Annotated in this window: 10 protein-coding genes; 1 reads left to right on the top strand and 9 read right to left on the bottom strand. The window is 73.5% G+C overall.

Annotated features, from left to right (window positions below; all coding sequences use genetic code 11):
* Positions 1-77: 77 nt before the first annotated feature.
* Positions 78-3,806: a S8 family peptidase gene (locus tag ACFFR3_RS10150; RefSeq protein WP_379483003.1), complete on the top strand. Its 3,729-nt coding sequence runs from the start codon at positions 78-80 to the stop codon at positions 3,804-3,806.
* Positions 3,807-3,879: 73 nt separating this feature from the next.
* Here ACFFR3_RS10150 and ACFFR3_RS10145 read toward each other — a convergent pair whose 3' ends face one another.
* The 9 genes from ACFFR3_RS10145 to murQ form a co-directional block, all read right to left on the bottom strand.
* A complete protein-coding gene (locus ACFFR3_RS10145) occupies positions 3,880-7,077 on the bottom strand; it encodes a helicase HerA domain-containing protein (RefSeq protein ID WP_345386267.1) in 3,198 nt (1,065 codons plus the stop codon).
* On the bottom strand, positions 7,074-7,703 hold the full coding sequence (locus ACFFR3_RS10140) for a hypothetical protein (protein WP_345386264.1): 630 nt from the start codon (positions 7,701-7,703) through the stop codon (positions 7,074-7,076). The genes ACFFR3_RS10145 and ACFFR3_RS10140 overlap by 4 nt, the downstream gene beginning before the upstream one ends.
* A 3-nt stretch (positions 7,704-7,706) precedes the next feature.
* The gene (locus ACFFR3_RS10135) at positions 7,707-8,699 is read right to left on the bottom strand and encodes an endonuclease domain-containing protein (RefSeq protein WP_379483002.1); all 993 of its coding nucleotides are present in this window, start codon (positions 8,697-8,699) and stop codon (positions 7,707-7,709) included.
* A 78-nt stretch (positions 8,700-8,777) separates the two neighbouring features.
* Positions 8,778-9,524, bottom strand: a complete 747-nt coding sequence (locus ACFFR3_RS10130; protein ID WP_364373769.1) for a carbon-nitrogen hydrolase family protein — start codon at positions 9,522-9,524, stop codon at positions 8,778-8,780.
* Positions 9,525-9,528: 4 nt separating this feature from the next.
* The gene (locus tag ACFFR3_RS10125; RefSeq protein ID WP_364373772.1) at positions 9,529-9,984 is read right to left on the bottom strand and encodes a winged helix-turn-helix transcriptional regulator; all 456 of its coding nucleotides are present in this window, start codon (positions 9,982-9,984) and stop codon (positions 9,529-9,531) included.
* Between the two features lie 36 nt (positions 9,985-10,020).
* Positions 10,021-11,613, bottom strand: coding sequence for an ABC transporter ATP-binding protein (locus ACFFR3_RS10120; protein WP_364373775.1), 1,593 nt, complete (start codon positions 11,611-11,613; stop codon positions 10,021-10,023).
* Positions 11,610-12,656, bottom strand: a complete 1,047-nt coding sequence (locus ACFFR3_RS10115; RefSeq protein WP_364373778.1) for a serine hydrolase domain-containing protein — start codon at positions 12,654-12,656, stop codon at positions 11,610-11,612. The genes ACFFR3_RS10120 and ACFFR3_RS10115 overlap by 4 nt, the downstream gene beginning before the upstream one ends.
* On the bottom strand, positions 12,653-13,816 hold the full coding sequence (locus tag ACFFR3_RS10110) for an anhydro-N-acetylmuramic acid kinase (RefSeq protein ID WP_379483001.1): 1,164 nt from the start codon (positions 13,814-13,816) through the stop codon (positions 12,653-12,655). Before ACFFR3_RS10110 ends, ACFFR3_RS10115 begins: the two co-directional genes overlap by 4 nt.
* The gene (gene murQ / locus ACFFR3_RS10105; protein ID WP_345386252.1) at positions 13,813-14,712 is read right to left on the bottom strand and encodes an N-acetylmuramic acid 6-phosphate etherase; all 900 of its coding nucleotides are present in this window, start codon (positions 14,710-14,712) and stop codon (positions 13,813-13,815) included. Before murQ ends, ACFFR3_RS10110 begins: the two co-directional genes overlap by 4 nt.
* Positions 14,713-14,717: the final 5 nt, after the last annotated feature.

Genomic DNA, 14,717 nt, shown 5'->3' with positions numbered 1-14,717 from the left:
TCCATGTCATAGACACCGCAGTTCGGGACCACTAGAAATCCGGTATTCGTGCTTACCGATTCTCTGGAGGTCGTCCCATGCTGCGTGGCTTAAGCCGGTTGAAGTGGGGGTCGGCGCTCGCGCTCCCCACGGTCATGGCGGCCGCGCTGCTCGCGGCGCCCGCCGCGTACGCCGAAAGCGCCGGGCCCTTCACGGCCGCGGCGACGAGCGACGAGATCACCCTGATCACCGGCGACCGGGTGCAGGTGCGCGACGTGGACGGCGGTCACCACGCGGTCACCGTCACGCCCGTCCCGCGCGCCGACGGTTCCGTGCCCACCTTCCAGGTGATGGAGACCCAGCGCGGCGTCACCGTCATCCCCGACGACGTCGCGAGTCTGGTGCCGGGCCGGCTCGACCCCGCGCTGTTCGACGTGACGGCGCTGGCCGAGCAGGACTTCGGCGCCGCCATCCCGCTCATCCTCACCTACGGCGCCAACGCTGCCAAGGCCGCTGTGCCCGCCGCCCGGCAGGAGCGCACGCTGGAGAGCATCGGCGGCGCCGGCGTGTCGGTCGCCGCGTCCGACGCCCCCGCGTTCGGCGCCCAGCTCGCCGCGCTGGCCGCCCCGTCCTCGCAGGCCCGCGCGGCGGGCGCGCTGGCCGGCGTCGAGAAGATCTGGCTCGACCGTAAGGTCAGGCCCACGCTGACGGAGAGCGTGCCGCAGATCGGCGCCCCCGCCGCGTGGGCCGCCGGGCACGACGGCGCCGGCACCACCGTGGCCGTGCTCGACACCGGCGTCGACGCCACCCACCCCGACCTCACCGGCAAGGTGGCCGGGCAGCGCGACTTCACCGGCGAGAACGCCACCGGCGACCCCCACGGCCACGGCACCCACGTCGCGGACACGATCGCGGGCGCGGGCGTGGACGGCGGCAAGGGCGTCGCGCCGGGCGCGCGGCTGCTCAACGGCCGCGTCCTGGCCGCCGACGGCTACGGCCAGCTGTCCTGGATCATCGACGGCATGGAGTGGGCGGCCGGCGAGCAGCACGCCCAGATCGTCAACATGAGCCTCGGCAGCCCCGAGGCGGGCGGCCCGCTCACCGAGGCGCTGTCCACGCTGACGCGGGAGTACGGCACCCTGTTCGTGGTCGCGGCCGGCAACGACGGCTGCGAGTCCTGCGTCGGCTCGCCCGGCGACGCCCCCGAGGCGCTGACCGTCGGCGCCGTGGACAAGCAGGACAAGCTGGCCCCCTTCTCCAGCCGCGGCCCGATCACCGCCACCCAGGCGGTCAAGCCCGAGGTGACGGCGCCCGGCGTGGACATCACCGCCGCCAGGACCGGCGGCGGGCTGGTATCCATGTCCGGCACCTCGATGGCCACCCCGCACGTCGCGGGTGCGGCCGCGCTGCTGCGCCAGGCCCGTCCAGGCCTCACCGGCGGTGAGCTGAAGGCGCTGCTCACGGCCACCGCCAAACCGGGCCAGGACATCCCCGTGGACGCCCAGGGCCTGGGCCGCATCGACGTGAACGCCGCGCTGCGGAGCACGGTCGTCGCCTCGACCGGCACGCTCGACTTCGGCAGGAACGACGAGGGCGCCGCCAAGACGCTCACGATCGGCTACCGCAACCTCGGCGACCAGCCCGCCGACCTCGACCTGAGCGCCGGCGACGCGTTCACCGTCGAACCCGCCAGGCTCACCGTCCCCGCGGGCGGCACCGCGCAGGCCAAGGTCACGCTCAAAGCCGACCGGCCGGGCGTGCTGCGCCAGGAGCTCGTCGCGGGCGGCGCCCGCACGCTGCTGACCGGCAGCGTCGAGGAGGAGAAAGTCGAGCTGCGGGTACGCGGCATCGCCAGGGACGGCAGGACGGCCCGCGGCGGCTTCACCGTGCTCAACCTGGACGAGGGCACCCTCGTCGGCCGCGTACTGCCCGGCGACCCCGCCCAGCCCTGCACCGACGCCAAGTACGGCTCGGGCACCTGCCTGCTGGTCAAGCCCGGCACCTACTCCGTGCTCGGCCACATCTTCACCATGCCCGCCACGCAGGACAGCACCGCCACCGGCGACCCGCTCAACGAGAGCCTGGTCGGCGACCCCGAGATGAAGATCACCAAGGACACCGAGGTCGTCCTGGACGCCCGCAAGGCCGTCGAGGTCAAGGTCGAGACCCCCGACCACGAGACCAAGCGCAACACCGGCGCCGCCGCCGCGATCAAGTGGTACCGGGCCGGCGAGCAGGGCACCGCGCTGCGCGGCGGCACCACGATCACGCCCGGCGGGCAGATCGAGGAACGCCTGTTCATCCAGCCCACCAGGAAGGTCACCAAGGGCACGTTCGTCGTCGCCACCCGCTGGCGGCTCACCGCGCCCGAGATCACCTTCTCCACCCTCGGGCTGAAGCTCGACCCCCAGTACGTCGACCCCGTCCAGTTCAGCGACTACGCCACCGAGTACCCCCGGCTCGACGGCACCCGCCTGCTCCTCGCCGTGGACGCCGGGCGCGGCACCCCCGCCGAGATCAAGGCCCGCGACCTGCGCGGCAAGCTCGCCGTCATCCGCCGCACCGACGGCGTGCCGGTCTCCACGCAGGCCAACGCCGCCGCCGCGGCCGGCGCCGCGATGGTCGCCGTCTACAGCGACCGGCCCGGCCCCGACGCCACCACCGGCGGCAACGGCGTCAAGCTGGCCGTCCCGACCGTGCGGCTCACCCACGAGGAGGGGATGGAGCTCGTCCAGCGGGCGCGCCACCTTCCCGTCCTGATCGTCGCCAAGGGCATCGTGGCCAGCCCGTACGTGTACGACCTGTACCTGCGCGAGAAGGGGCGGGTGCCGGACAAGCTCACGTACAAGGTGAAGTCGAAGTCGCTGGCCAGGATCGAGACCGGCTACCACAGCCAGCTCTCCGACGACGTGACCGTCAACGAGGCGCGCTTCGTCTTCGAGCCCTGGGACACCTCGTCCATCTCGACGAACCACCCCATGGCGAAGACGCCGCGCACCCGCACCGAGTACGTCACCCCGGACCCCGAGGTGGTGTGGACCTCGTCGGCGATCACGCCGGAGCGGGCGTACAACAACCTGTGGCCGCACCCCGACACGCCGCGGCTCTCGCTGTCGTCGCCGGAGTTCCGGGCGTACAAGGCGGGGGAGCGGGTCAGCCGCACCGCGTTCAAGCAGCCGCTGCTGCCCGGCTTCAACCCGCGCAACCCGACGCGCAGGGAGGGCGACCAGCTGTTCCTGTCGCCGCAGGGCTTCGTGGACGCCCAGGGCAACTTCGGCGACGCGTACACCAGCGACTTCGAGCACGGGCTGAAGACCGACTTCCGGCTCTACCAGGGCGACGAGCTGCTGTGGCAGACCAACTACCTGCCTTCGGGGTCGGGGACGCTGCCCGCCGAGAAGGGGACGTACCGGATCACGTACGACGTCGCCAACGAGGCCGAGTGGGCGAAGCTGGCCGTCCGGACGCGCGGCGAGTGGACGTTCGGCTCCGCCCACGCCGCCGAGCCGACCGTGGTGCCCCTGCTGCTGGCCTCCTTCGACGCACCGGTCGACCTGAAGAACCGGGCCGGGGCCCGCAAGCTCGGGCTCACCCTGCGCCACCAGGAGGGCGCCGAGCGCAGCGCGATCAAGGACGTGTCGCTGGAGGTGTCGTACGACGACGGCGCCACCTGGAAGAGCGCCCGGCTGCGCGCCAAGGGCGAGGGCCGCTACGAGACGTCGCTCACCCAGTCGCGGTCCGGGTTCGTCTCGCTGCGGCTGCGGGCCTCCGACGTCAAGGGCAACGCGGTGGCGCATGAGGTGATCCGCGCCTACGCCCTGCGCTGATCTGCGGAAAGGGGAGCGCCTGACGGGCGCTCCCGGCTGAGGGGGAGCGCCGCACCGGCGCTCCCCCTTTTCGTCATGCCCGGCTCTTCCCGATGACCTCCTCCGTCGTCAGCGGCGACTTCGGGTGCCACGTCAGGCACATCGGGACGCGCGTCTTGGTGAACGCGCTCTCCTCGGACGCCACGTAGAACTGGCCCGCGCCGAGGCGGGAGATGTCCGGCACGTCGCCGCCCTTCTGCTTGGCCATCTCCTTGGCCGCCGTGATCTGGATCGGGGCGTTCAGCAGGCCGAAGAACTGCGTGGCCGCGTTGCCCGGGATCTGGTTGTGCAGGCCCTTCGGCGCCTGGGTGGCGAAGACCAGGCCGAGGCCGTACTTGCGGGCCTGCGAGGCCAGCAGCACCGTGCTGCGGGTGGAGGCCGCGGTGCCCGTCGCCGGGGCGAACGTCTGCGCCTCGTCCGTCACCAGCAGCGCGCCCAGCGGGCGGTCCTGCGCCGGGTGCCGCTTGAACCAGACGAACAGCTCCATCTGCAGCTGGCTCACGAAGCTCTGCCGCTGCTCCAGCGACGGCAGGCCGACCAGGCTGATCACCGACACCCTGGCCCGCTTCCCCTCGGGCGGCGTGATCAGCAGGCCCGGGTCCACCGGCGTGCCCGTCCCGCCGAACAGCGGGTCGTTGTCCATCGCGGCGGTCAGCGACTGGGCCAGCTCGGCGGCGATGCGCTGGGCACTGGCCAGCTCGCTCACGCCGTCGGGCAGGTCGGACAGCAGCGCGGCCAGGCCCTTGAGGCTGGTCGCGCCACGGCGGCCGTAGTACGCGAGCGCCTTGCGCAGCACCGCCTGGCCGCGCTGCGCCTTCTCCGTGCGGGCGTCCAGCCTGATGCGCGGCACGATGAACGACACCGCGGCCTCCACCGCCTCCGCGAACTCGTCGGGGTCGTTCGCGAGGCTCGTGAAGTCGGGCAGCGGCTGGAAGGCCAGCGGGCGGCCGCCCGCGCGGCCCGGCGTCCACACCACCACGTCGGTGTTCTCCAGGTACTCCCGCGCCCGCTCCCGGTCACCCGCCTCCCACCCCGGCGGCTCCTCCGGCCAGGGGTCGCCCAGCCTGGCCAGGTCGTTGTTCGGGTCGATCACGATGGCGGACACGCCGCGCAGCGCGCACTCCTCGACCAGCCGCCGGATGAGCACGGTCTTGCCGGATCCGGACCCGGCGAAGATCGTCACATGCTTCCTGAGCGCCTCCAGCCCCACACTCACGGCCACCCCATCGGAGATCCGCCGCCCGACGCACAAGGACGGCGCGCCGCCCCCGCCCCCTGGCCGCGCGCGGACCGGGCCCGGCTCCGATGCCACTGCCGGCCCCGCCTCCGGGTCCTGCGATGCGGTCTGTGAGGGGGTGGTCTGTGAGGGGGTGGTCTGTGAGGGGGTGGTCTGTGAGGGGGTGGTCTGTGAGGGTGCGGGGGGAACGGTCCAGGGGCCGGTCAGGGCCTCGGTGAGGAAGGGGATCGTTTTCGTCGGGTGGCGGGAGGTGAGCCAAGCTCGTAGGTCCGGGGGATTCTCCGACAGCAGAGCCTTCAGGGCCGCGAGGACGCGGAGGTCGTCGCCGGTCCAGCTCAGGGTGCGGCCGCCGGCCCGTTCGAAGGCGGCGATCGCGGCCTGGGTGGCCGCGCCCTTCGACCAGGGTGTGTTGCGGAGCAGGAACAGGTGGCGTTTCGGGACGTCGGCGTCCAGGCCGGCGGCCACGCACGCCTTGCGCACCCGGTTGAGCGCCGCGTTGCCGTGCGCGGCGGTGACGGCGCGGAAGGCCCAGTGGACCTCGTCCTCCCTGGCCTCGTCCAGCGTGCGGCGCAGCCGGGCGTGCAGGGGCGGCTTCTGGCTGGGCGGCGGGTCCACGCTGAACGCCGTCCCGGCCTCGCCCCGCTCGGCGATCCAGGCCGCCAGCCCGGCGGCGAGCAGGGAGGGCATGGCGGTGTCCTCGCTCGCGTGGTCGATCTCCGGGGCGGGCCCGGCGTCGCGCAGCTCGGCGAAGCGGGCGTCGATCGCGGCCAGAGCGCCGGAGGAGGGCGGCGCGGGCACGGGCGCCGGCTCAGGCCGGTCGGTGGTGAAGCCGGTGAGCTCTCTGACCTCGCCGTCCTGGACGCAGGCCCGTACGTGCTGGTCGATGCGGATGAGGAGCTGGCGCGGCGTGAAGCCGGGAGCCTGCTCGAACGCCTCGGGACGCACCGGCCACGTCGGGTAGGGCGGCTTGACGCCGGCCTCGCCGTACTGCACCTCGAACCGCCGCGCGACGAGGGCCCGCGCGGTGCCGGCGTCGGGGATGGTCATGAGCTGGACGGCCTGACGGAACCGGTCGCGTACGGTGTCCACCGCCACGTTCTCGATGAGCGCCCACGTGGCGGGGATGCAGGTGACCACGGTGAGCGTACGCCGGGTGACCTCGCGCAACGCCATGAGCCCGCCCGCGATGCGCTCGATCAGCAGCGCCTCGCCCGGGTCGAGCCCGCCGCTCTGGGTCGCCGTCGAGGACTGCGCGACCAGCGGGTCGATCTGGTCCACCGCGATGACCGTCGGGCCGGTGAGGGCGAGCAGGCGGGAGACGTCTCGGACGATCTCCTGCGGCGTCCTGCCGACCTGGCGGATGCCCCACCGCGCCCGCTCGCCCGGTTCGCCCTCGGGAGCCGACGACAGGAACGCCTCGCCCAGGTCCTGCAGCGCGAGGTCCTCGCCGGCCAGCAGCACCAGGGCACGCGCCGCGTCCTGGCAGTCCTTGCCGACCTGCGGGTGCGACTGGCGCAGCCGGGTGATGAACGTGTCGAGCTCCTCCCTGGTGATGTGCCGCTTGCCGGTGACGGCGCGACGCGTCATGCGGGAGACGCCCACCTGGACGGCCAGCCGGTCGAGGAGCACTGCGAGCTGCACCTGCCCGTCCTCGCGCGGCCGGAACAGGCTGTCCAGGATCGACACCACGGTGCTCTCCCAGAAGCCCTTGGCGTCGAGCAGGCTGACCAGCACGAAGTAGCCGCCCTGGCGCTGGGCCTGCTCGCGTACCCAGCCGAGCAGGTGCGTCTTGCCGGTGCCGCGCTGCCCCTGCACGACGACGCCGATGGGGCTGCCGTCCGCGCGTCCGGCCGCCTCGGCGAGGCCGTCCAGGACGATCTGGGCGGACGCGCCGTGCAGCCCCTCCACGTGGTACTCGGAGCGGCGCCACACGTCGTCGGCGCTCTCGGTGTAGTTGAAGCTGAGCGCGGCGAGGTCCTGTGCGCCGCCCGTCACCGCGGGCCGATCCAGAGCAGGTGCTTGGCCTGGTCGCCGATGACCACGGCGGCGTCGCGGTCGCGCGGGCCGAGCGTCTTCTGGTTCGACTCGGGGACGAGGTTGACGTCGGGGAGCCGCTCCATGCGGACGAGTGTCGCGTCCACGTCGGAGCGCGGCACATCGGGCAGGCGGTCGCGGACGTCCGTCAGGCTGACCCACGCGCCGGGCCGGGCGGCGAGCGCGGTGTACGCGGCCCGGATGCGCTCCTCGACGTCAGCGGCCTCGGCCGGATCGTCGGGCTGGAGCACGTCGGCCAGGCTCTGATCGGTACGCCGCATGTAGCGCGGCAGCCACCCCAGTAACGCGATCGCCATCGCGCCGGCCGAGCCGCTCATCACCGGGAACGTTCCCGTGCCGAGGTCGTCGGCGAGGCGCGCCCACCCGGAGTCGGTCAGCGTGTGCGAGAACCCTCGTCCCACCCGTCGGCTCTCGACCAGCTTCATGTCGTTGAGCCGCACCCGATGCTTACCGTCGAGTGACAGCTTGTACCGCTGTTTCAGCTCGGTGTTCGGCACCTCGCGGGCCTCGACGGCCAGCACGACCAAAGCGGCGAATTCGGGAAGCGACAGCCCGTTGTCCGGCATATTTCATCCTTCCGTCCCGCGGCGGTTCCGCAGGAACCGCGCGATCGAGTTGATCACGGTAGTGGTGTCGGTCAACACCTGAACATCGAGGAAGCGCAGCACGGCGTAACCGTCGAGTTGCAGCCGCACGTCGCGGGCCCGGTCGGCGGCGAACTTGGCGGCCTGCCGGTGGTCGTCGCCGTCGATCTCCACGACGCACCGCTCCCGCTCCCACACCAGGTCGAGCCGGATCGGCACGGCCAGCGGATGCGGCTGGTACGTCTGGTTCCACGCCCGCCCGTACGCCCACGCCTGCCGGGAAAGCGCCGCCTCCAGCGCCTGCTCACCGGGACTGCCGGGATGCGGCCGTCCGACCGGCGCCGGGTACGACACCCGCGGCGGCTCGGGGACGACGGGGACGGTGAGAGCGGGAAGGCGCGGCTTGACCGTCTCCAGCCGATCGACGGCGTCCAGCGGCGCGCCCGCCAGCCACACCCCCAGCGACCCCCGGTGCGCCAGCCACTCGCACGCGGCGACCAGCACCTCCTGCCCGGCGGCGGTCAGCCCGTCGGGGACGCGGACCAGCAAGGCGGTGCGGCTCCTGCCGAAGCTGTCGGCCAGCGCCCTGGCCAGCCCGGCGGCCCGCACCTCGGGCCGTAACCCGCTGGGCCCGCCCGCCAGCGCCCGCTCGGCCAGCTCCGCCAGGAACGGTCCATAATGCTCGCTCGCGGCGGCCCTGCGCAGCGCCAGGGCGCGGACGGCGGGCAGGTGCGCGCCGCCCGGCCCCTCGATGCCCTCGGCCCCGGGTAACCAGGCGGGGAACAGCGCGACGGCCGCCGCGTCGAGCTCGTCGATGACGGCGGCGACCAGCCCGGAGACGGAGGTCACCGGGCCCGGCCGGTAGGTGAGGACGGCGGGGGCGTCCGGCGGCAGCGGGTCGATGCTCACGGCGATCGCCTCGGCGTCGGCGTCGAGCCGGACCACCCGGCCGACCGGCAGCTCTGACCACGACCGCACAGGACACCATTCCATCGAGCATTCAGGGGGCAGCAGCGACCGTATCGGGCCGCCGGCCCGGCTGTCAGCCCCTGAGCGTCAGCGGAAGCCGCGGGCCGTGCGGTCGGAGCGGAAGGCGTCCAGGCGGGCGAAGTCCAGCTCGTGGACCGAGACGGGCGCGTCGGGCGGGCCGGTGAAGAAGCCGGTGTGCGTCTCCGGGCAGGGGTTGGCCAGGCCGGTGACGCCCGCGCAGGGATGCCCGTGGTACGTGGTCTCATGGTGCCAGTCGCTGACCGCCACGTACGTCATGAACTCGTACGCCCGCGCCACGCTCATGTGTTGCCACAGCTCCCTGGCGGGGGCGGGGCCGTCCCAGCGGGTGACGGAGAAGGCGGGCACCAGCACGGCGTCGAGGCCGTCGCGCCCGGCCAGGCTGGCGGAGTACCACAGGTCGGCGCAGAGCAGCACGTGCAGGCGGTGGCCGGCCAGCTCGAAGCCGGCGCTCGGGCGGCCGGGCCGGATGCCGGAGCGCAGCTCCAGCCCGTACGGGTGCACCTTGTCGTACTCCAGCAGCAGCGTGCCGCCCGCGTCGAAGACCGCGCCCCGGTTGACCGGGCCGTCGTAGTGCGAGCCGCCGACGACCGCCATGCCGGAGCCGGTGGCGAGGTCGCGCACCCTGGCCAGGTAGTCGGACCGGGGCAGGCTGGACCCGGCCAGCTCGGGCAGCAGCAGCACGTCGGCGGGGGGACCGGCGGAGCTCGAGGAGCCGATCAGGGTCTCGGCGGCGTCGAAGTTGGCGTGACCGTCGGGGGACCAGTGCGGAGGCTGGACTAAAAGGATCTTCACGTGACTACTGTGGCTCGTGCACGCGCAGCGCGGCCATGTCCTCGGCCACGCGCAGCGCGGCCATGTCCTCGGCCAGCACCGGCTTGTTGCAGCTCGCGCAGACCGTGACGGGCTCCAGCACCTTGCCGCAGCTGTGGGCCCAGACGTTGGGCGGCGGGCCGTCGGTGACGTAGCGGTCGCCCCACGACATCAGCGTCAGCAGCACCTCGTGCAGCGCCCGGCCCGACTCGGTGAGCACGTACTCGTGGCGCGGCGGGCGCGACGCGTACGGCCGGCGTTCGAGCAGGCCGGCCTCCTCCAGCTTGCGCAGCCTGGCGGTCAGGATGTCGCGGCTGGCGCCGGTGTTGCGGGCGATCTGGTCGAAGCGGCGCACGCCCATGAAGATCTCCCGCAGCGCCAGCAGGCTCCACCGCTCGCCGACGACTTCGAGCGCGTTGGCGATCGAGCATTGTCTGGGCATGACCACCCCTCCCACCTGTAAGTCTGAAATTCCAACTTACCTGCTGCCGGGGATCGCGGCGAGCAGCTCCTGGGTGTAGCCGTCGGACGGGCGGTCGAAGATCTCGCCGGCCGTGCCGCTCTCCACGACGCGCCCGCCGCGCATGACGTGCACCCGGTGCGAGATCATCCGCACCACGGCCAGGTCGTGGCTGATGAACAGGTAGCTGAGCCCCAGCTCCCGCTGCAGCTCGGCGAGCAGCTCCAGGATCTGCGCCTGCACCAGCACGTCCAGCGCCGAGACGGCCTCGTCCAGCACGACCAGCTCGGGCGACAGGGCCAGGGCGCGGGCGATGGCCACCCGCTGGCGCTGGCCGCCGGACAGCTCGTGCGGCAGCCGCCCGGCCATGGAGGCCGGCAGCGACACCTTCTCCAGCAGCTCGGCGGCCGTCTTCCTCCGCTCGGCCGGGGTGCCGACGCGGTGCACCCGCAGCGGCTCGATGATCGACTTCTCGACCGTGTAGCGGGGGTCGAGCGAGGCGTACGGGTTCTGGAAGACCGGCTGCACCCGCCTGCGGAAGGCGAACAGCTCGCGCCGCCCGAGCCCGGCGAGGTCCGTGCCGTCGAAGCGGATGCTCCCCGCGGTGGGCTCGTCCAAGCCGAGCAGCAGGTTCGCGGTCGTGGACTTGCCGGAGCCCGACTCGCCCACGATCGAGACCGTCTGCCCGCGCGGGATCGTGAACGACACCTCGTCCACGGCGGTGAAGCCGGGGTCGCCGTCCCTGCCGGGGAACACCTTGCGCAGCCCGTCCACCACGACCAGGTCGGGCGCGTCGCGGGGCGGCTCCTGCACCCGTACGGACGACAGGCTCGGCACGGCGCCGAGCAGCCGCCGCGTGTACTCGTGCCCGGGATCGCCCAGGATGCCCGCGGCGGGCCCGGTCTCCACGATCTCGCCGTGATACATCACGGCCACCACGTCGGCCCGCTCCGCGGCGAGCGCTAGGTCGTGCGTGATGAGGAAGACGGCGGTGCCCATCTCGGCGGTGAGCTGTTCGAGCTGGTCGAGGATGCGCCGCTGCACGGTCACGTCGAGCGCGGAGGTCGGCTCGTCGGCGATGAGCAGCTTGGGCCGGCAGGCCAGCCCCATGGCGATGAGCGCCCGCTGCCGCATGCCGCCGGAGAACTCGTGCGGGTACTGCCTGGCCCGCCGCCGCGCGTCCTGGATGCCCACCATGTCCAGCAGCTCGACCACCCGCTCGCGGGCCGCCTTGCCGCTGGCCACGCCGTGCACCTCCAGGGCCTCGGCGATCTGGTCGCCGATGCGCATGAGCGGGTTCAGGTTCGACATCGGGTCCTGCGGCACCAGGCCGATCCCGGCGCCGCGGATCGCGGTCATCTGCCGCGCCGACGCCTTGACCAGGTCCCGGCCGTCGAACACGACCCGCCCGCTCGTGATGCGGCCGTTGTCGGGCAGCAGCCGGTTGACCGCCGCCGCCGTGGTGGACTTGCCCGAGCCCGACTCGCCCACGACGGCGACGGTCTGGCCGGGCAGGATGCTCATGGAGACGTTCTTGACGACGGTGACGTCCTGCTTGCGGGTGCGGAAGGCGACGGAGAGGTCGTCGATCTCCAGAAGCGGGGTCGTCATGCGGTCCTCGATCGCTGTTCGACGGCCTGCAGCAGGCCGGCCCAGAGGGCGTCCGTGGGAGTGGGGGTGCCCTCGACGAGCAGGCGGTTGCTCGCCAGGGCCAGCACGATGTCGCGGCCGGGCACGAAGCCGACCGCGCAGCCGACGTAGCCGGGGTGCCCGAGCACGGTGACGGTCTCGCCGGGCAGGTCGAGCGCGTACCGGCGGAAGCCCAGCGCCTGCTCGGGGTCGGGGCCGGGGGAGAGGAACTCGCGGACGACCTCGGGCCGCCACAGGTGGTCGTGCTCCTCGTACCTGGCCAGGGCGGCGCCGTACTTCAGCAGGTCGGGCACCGTCGAGAACAGGCCCGCGTGGCCCGCCACGCCGCCGAAGGCGTGGTGGGCGTTGCCGTCGGCCACCTCGCCCAGCACCGGCCCGGTACGCCAGCCGGCGAAGTCGCCGCTGCGATACGGCACCGGGTACGGCCGGCCGGTGTCCAGCATGGTCATCTCGACCCGGTCGTCCAGCGCGCTCATGGCGACCTCGGAGCCGGCCGGGCGGGCGTACGTGGTGGAGGTCAGGCCGAGCGGCCTGGTGACCAGCTCGGCCAGCGCCCGGTCCAGGCGCAGCCCCGTGACGGCGGCGACGATCCGGCCGAGCAGGATGAAGCCCAGGTCGGAGTAGTGGCGGGCGCGGCCGGGGCGGTAGCGCGGCGGCGGCAGCCGGTGCTGGACGTAGAGCGGCCACCACTCCCAGAGGCCGCCCCGGTGCAGCAGCAGATCGCGCACCGTGATGGCCTCGTACGAGTGCGGCAGGTACGCGCTGAGCGGCGCGTCCAGGTCCACCAGCCGGTCGGAGACCAGCCGGATGAGCATCGTGGTCGTCGCCATGACCTTGGTCACCGAGGCCAGGTCGTGGTAGGTCTCCAGGGTCATCCTGGCCACCCCCTCGAGCCCGGCGCCGGTCGCGCGCACCGTGCGGTGACCGGTGACCTCGGTGAGCTCGAACCACGGCGTACGAGCCGCCATGATCAGGCCAGGCGGCGGCTCCGCGGTGACGGTCATCGGGTGAGCACCAGCGAGCGCGGCGCCGCCGCGAGCGGCGCGGGCAGCACCAGCGGGCCCGCGCCCGGGGTGAGCGTGCCGAGGACGCGGGCGGCGCTCGCGCCCGTGCCACCGGGGACGGTGCCCGGCAGGCCGTGCGCGGTCAGCCAGCCGATCAGCGCGAACGCGATGGCCTCCTTGTCGTCCGTGGGCGCTCCGTACTCGTCGGACGGCGCCACCCGCACGCCGGGCAGCGCGGCGCGCAGCCCGTCCATGATCACCGGGTTGCGGGCGCCGCCGCCGGAGACGACCAGCGCGCCCACGCCCGCCCCGCGCACGTCCTGGGCGACGGTCCGCACGGTCAGCTCGGTCAGCGTGGCCACCAGGTCGGCGTCGCCGACGGGCGCGGCGGTCCGCGCCAGCGCCTGCTCGACGTAGCCGGGGTGGAACAGCTCCTTGCCGGTGCTCTTGGGCGGGGTGAGCCGGTAGTAGGGCTCGTCCAGCAGCACCGCCAGCAGGCCCTCGTGCACCTGGCCCGAGGCGGCGATGCGGCCGTCCTCGTCGAAGCCGCGGGGGTGCAGGCCCCTGCCGGTCACCACGGCGTCGATCAGGGCGTTGGCGGGGCCGATGTCGTAGGCGTACAGGGCGTCGCCGCGTACCACGGTCATGTTGGAGATGCCGCCGAGGTTGAGCGCCGCCGCGCCGCCCTCGTGCGCGCCGAGCAGCAGGCCGTCCAGCACCGACACCAGCGGAGCGCCGTGGCCGCCGGCGGTGATGTCCCTGATGCGCACGTCCGACAGCACGGGCGCGCCGGTGCGCTCGGCGATCCAGGCGGGCTGGCCGATCTGCAGGGTGCCGCGCGCGTGCGCGCCCTCCACCCAGTGGTAGACGGTCTGCCCGTGCGAGACGATCAGGTCCACGGGCCCGCCCGCGGCGACGGCCGCCGCGGCGGCGTCGGCGAAGCGCTGCCCGATGAGCGTGTCCAGCTCGCACACCTCGGCCAGCGTGGTCGGCGCCGGCGGCAGCGCCGCGATCAGCCGGGCCCGCAGCTCCTCCGGGTACGGCGTGCTCGCGGTGTACCCGACCCTGCCTTCGAGCACGCCCCCGGTGAGCTCGAACTCCACGATGGCGGCGTCGATGCCGTCGTGCGAGGTGCCGGAGATCATCCCGAGAATCCTCATGCCGTCTCCCCCAGAGCGACCCGCAGCCGCCCGCCGGCCGCGGCCAGCCGGGCCGCGGCGTCCTGCGGTGACAGGTCGAAGCGCGAGGCCACGACCGCCTGTTTGACGTTGAACCCGTTGGTCTGCAGCGCGGCCAGCGCCTCGTCGCGGCCGGCCCCGGTGATCGTCGCGACCATGCGCACGGCCCGCTCGCGCAGCTTGCCGTTGCTGGCCTTCACGTCGACCATGAGGTTGCCGTACGTCTTGCCGAGCCGCACCATCACGATCGTCGAGAACATGTTGAGCACGAGCTTCTGCGCGGTGCCCGCCTTGAGCCGGGTGGAGCCGCTGATCACCTCGGGCCCGACGAGCACCTCGATGCCGTGCTCGGCCGCCGCGCTCAGCGGGGTGCCCGCGTTGCACGACAGCCCCACGGTCAGCGCGCCCAGCTCCCGGGCCCGCCGCACGGCGGCCAGCACGTACGGCGTCCGCCCGCTGGAGGCGATGCCCACCACGGTGTCCAGCGGCCCGATGCCCGCGGACTCGACGGCGGCGGCGCCGGCCGCCTCGTCGTCCTCGGCGCCCTCGCACGGCGAGACGATCGCGCTCTCACCGCCCGCGATGATCGCGAACACCTGCCCGGGCGGCGTGGAGAAGGTCGGCGGGCACTCGGAGGCGTCCAGCACGCCCAGCCTGCCGGGGGTGCCCGCGCCCACGTAGACCAGCCGCCCGCCGGTCTCCATGCGGGCCGCGGCGGCCTCGATGGCCGGGGTGATGCTGGGCAGCGCCGTCTGCACCGCGGCGGGCACGCTCGCGTCGGCCGCGTTCATGGTCGCCGCCAGCTCGCCCACGCTCATGGTGTCGATGCCGGCGAAGCGCGGGTCGGCCGACTCGGTCGTCAGTTCGGAGAGATTCACCGCTT

Source organism: Nonomuraea salmonea (assembly GCF_042428605.1).
GTDB lineage: Bacteria > Actinomycetota > Actinomycetes > Streptosporangiales > Streptosporangiaceae > Nonomuraea > Nonomuraea salmonea.
The sequence above is the reverse complement of the archived record's forward strand: the minus strand, read 5'-3'. Positions and strand labels throughout refer to the sequence as shown.

What these genes read in the sequence shown, in the direction of transcription:
- ACFFR3_RS10125 (WP_364373772.1), bottom strand. Translation starts at nt 9,984, where the DNA reads ATGCCCAGACAATGCTCGATCGCCAACGCGCTCGAAGTCGTCGGCGAG.
- ACFFR3_RS10115 (WP_364373778.1), bottom strand. Translation starts at nt 12,656, where the DNA reads ATGACCGTCACCGCGGAGCCGCCGCCTGGCCTGATCATGGCGGCTCGT.
- ACFFR3_RS10150 (WP_379483003.1), top strand. Translation starts at nt 78, where the DNA reads ATGCTGCGTGGCTTAAGCCGGTTGAAGTGGGGGTCGGCGCTCGCGCTC.
- ACFFR3_RS10110 (WP_379483001.1), bottom strand. Translation starts at nt 13,816, where the DNA reads ATGAGGATTCTCGGGATGATCTCCGGCACCTCGCACGACGGCATCGAC.
- ACFFR3_RS10140 (WP_345386264.1), bottom strand. Translation starts at nt 7,703, where the DNA reads ATGCCGGACAACGGGCTGTCGCTTCCCGAATTCGCCGCTTTGGTCGTG.
- ACFFR3_RS10120 (WP_364373775.1), bottom strand. Translation starts at nt 11,613, where the DNA reads ATGACGACCCCGCTTCTGGAGATCGACGACCTCTCCGTCGCCTTCCGC.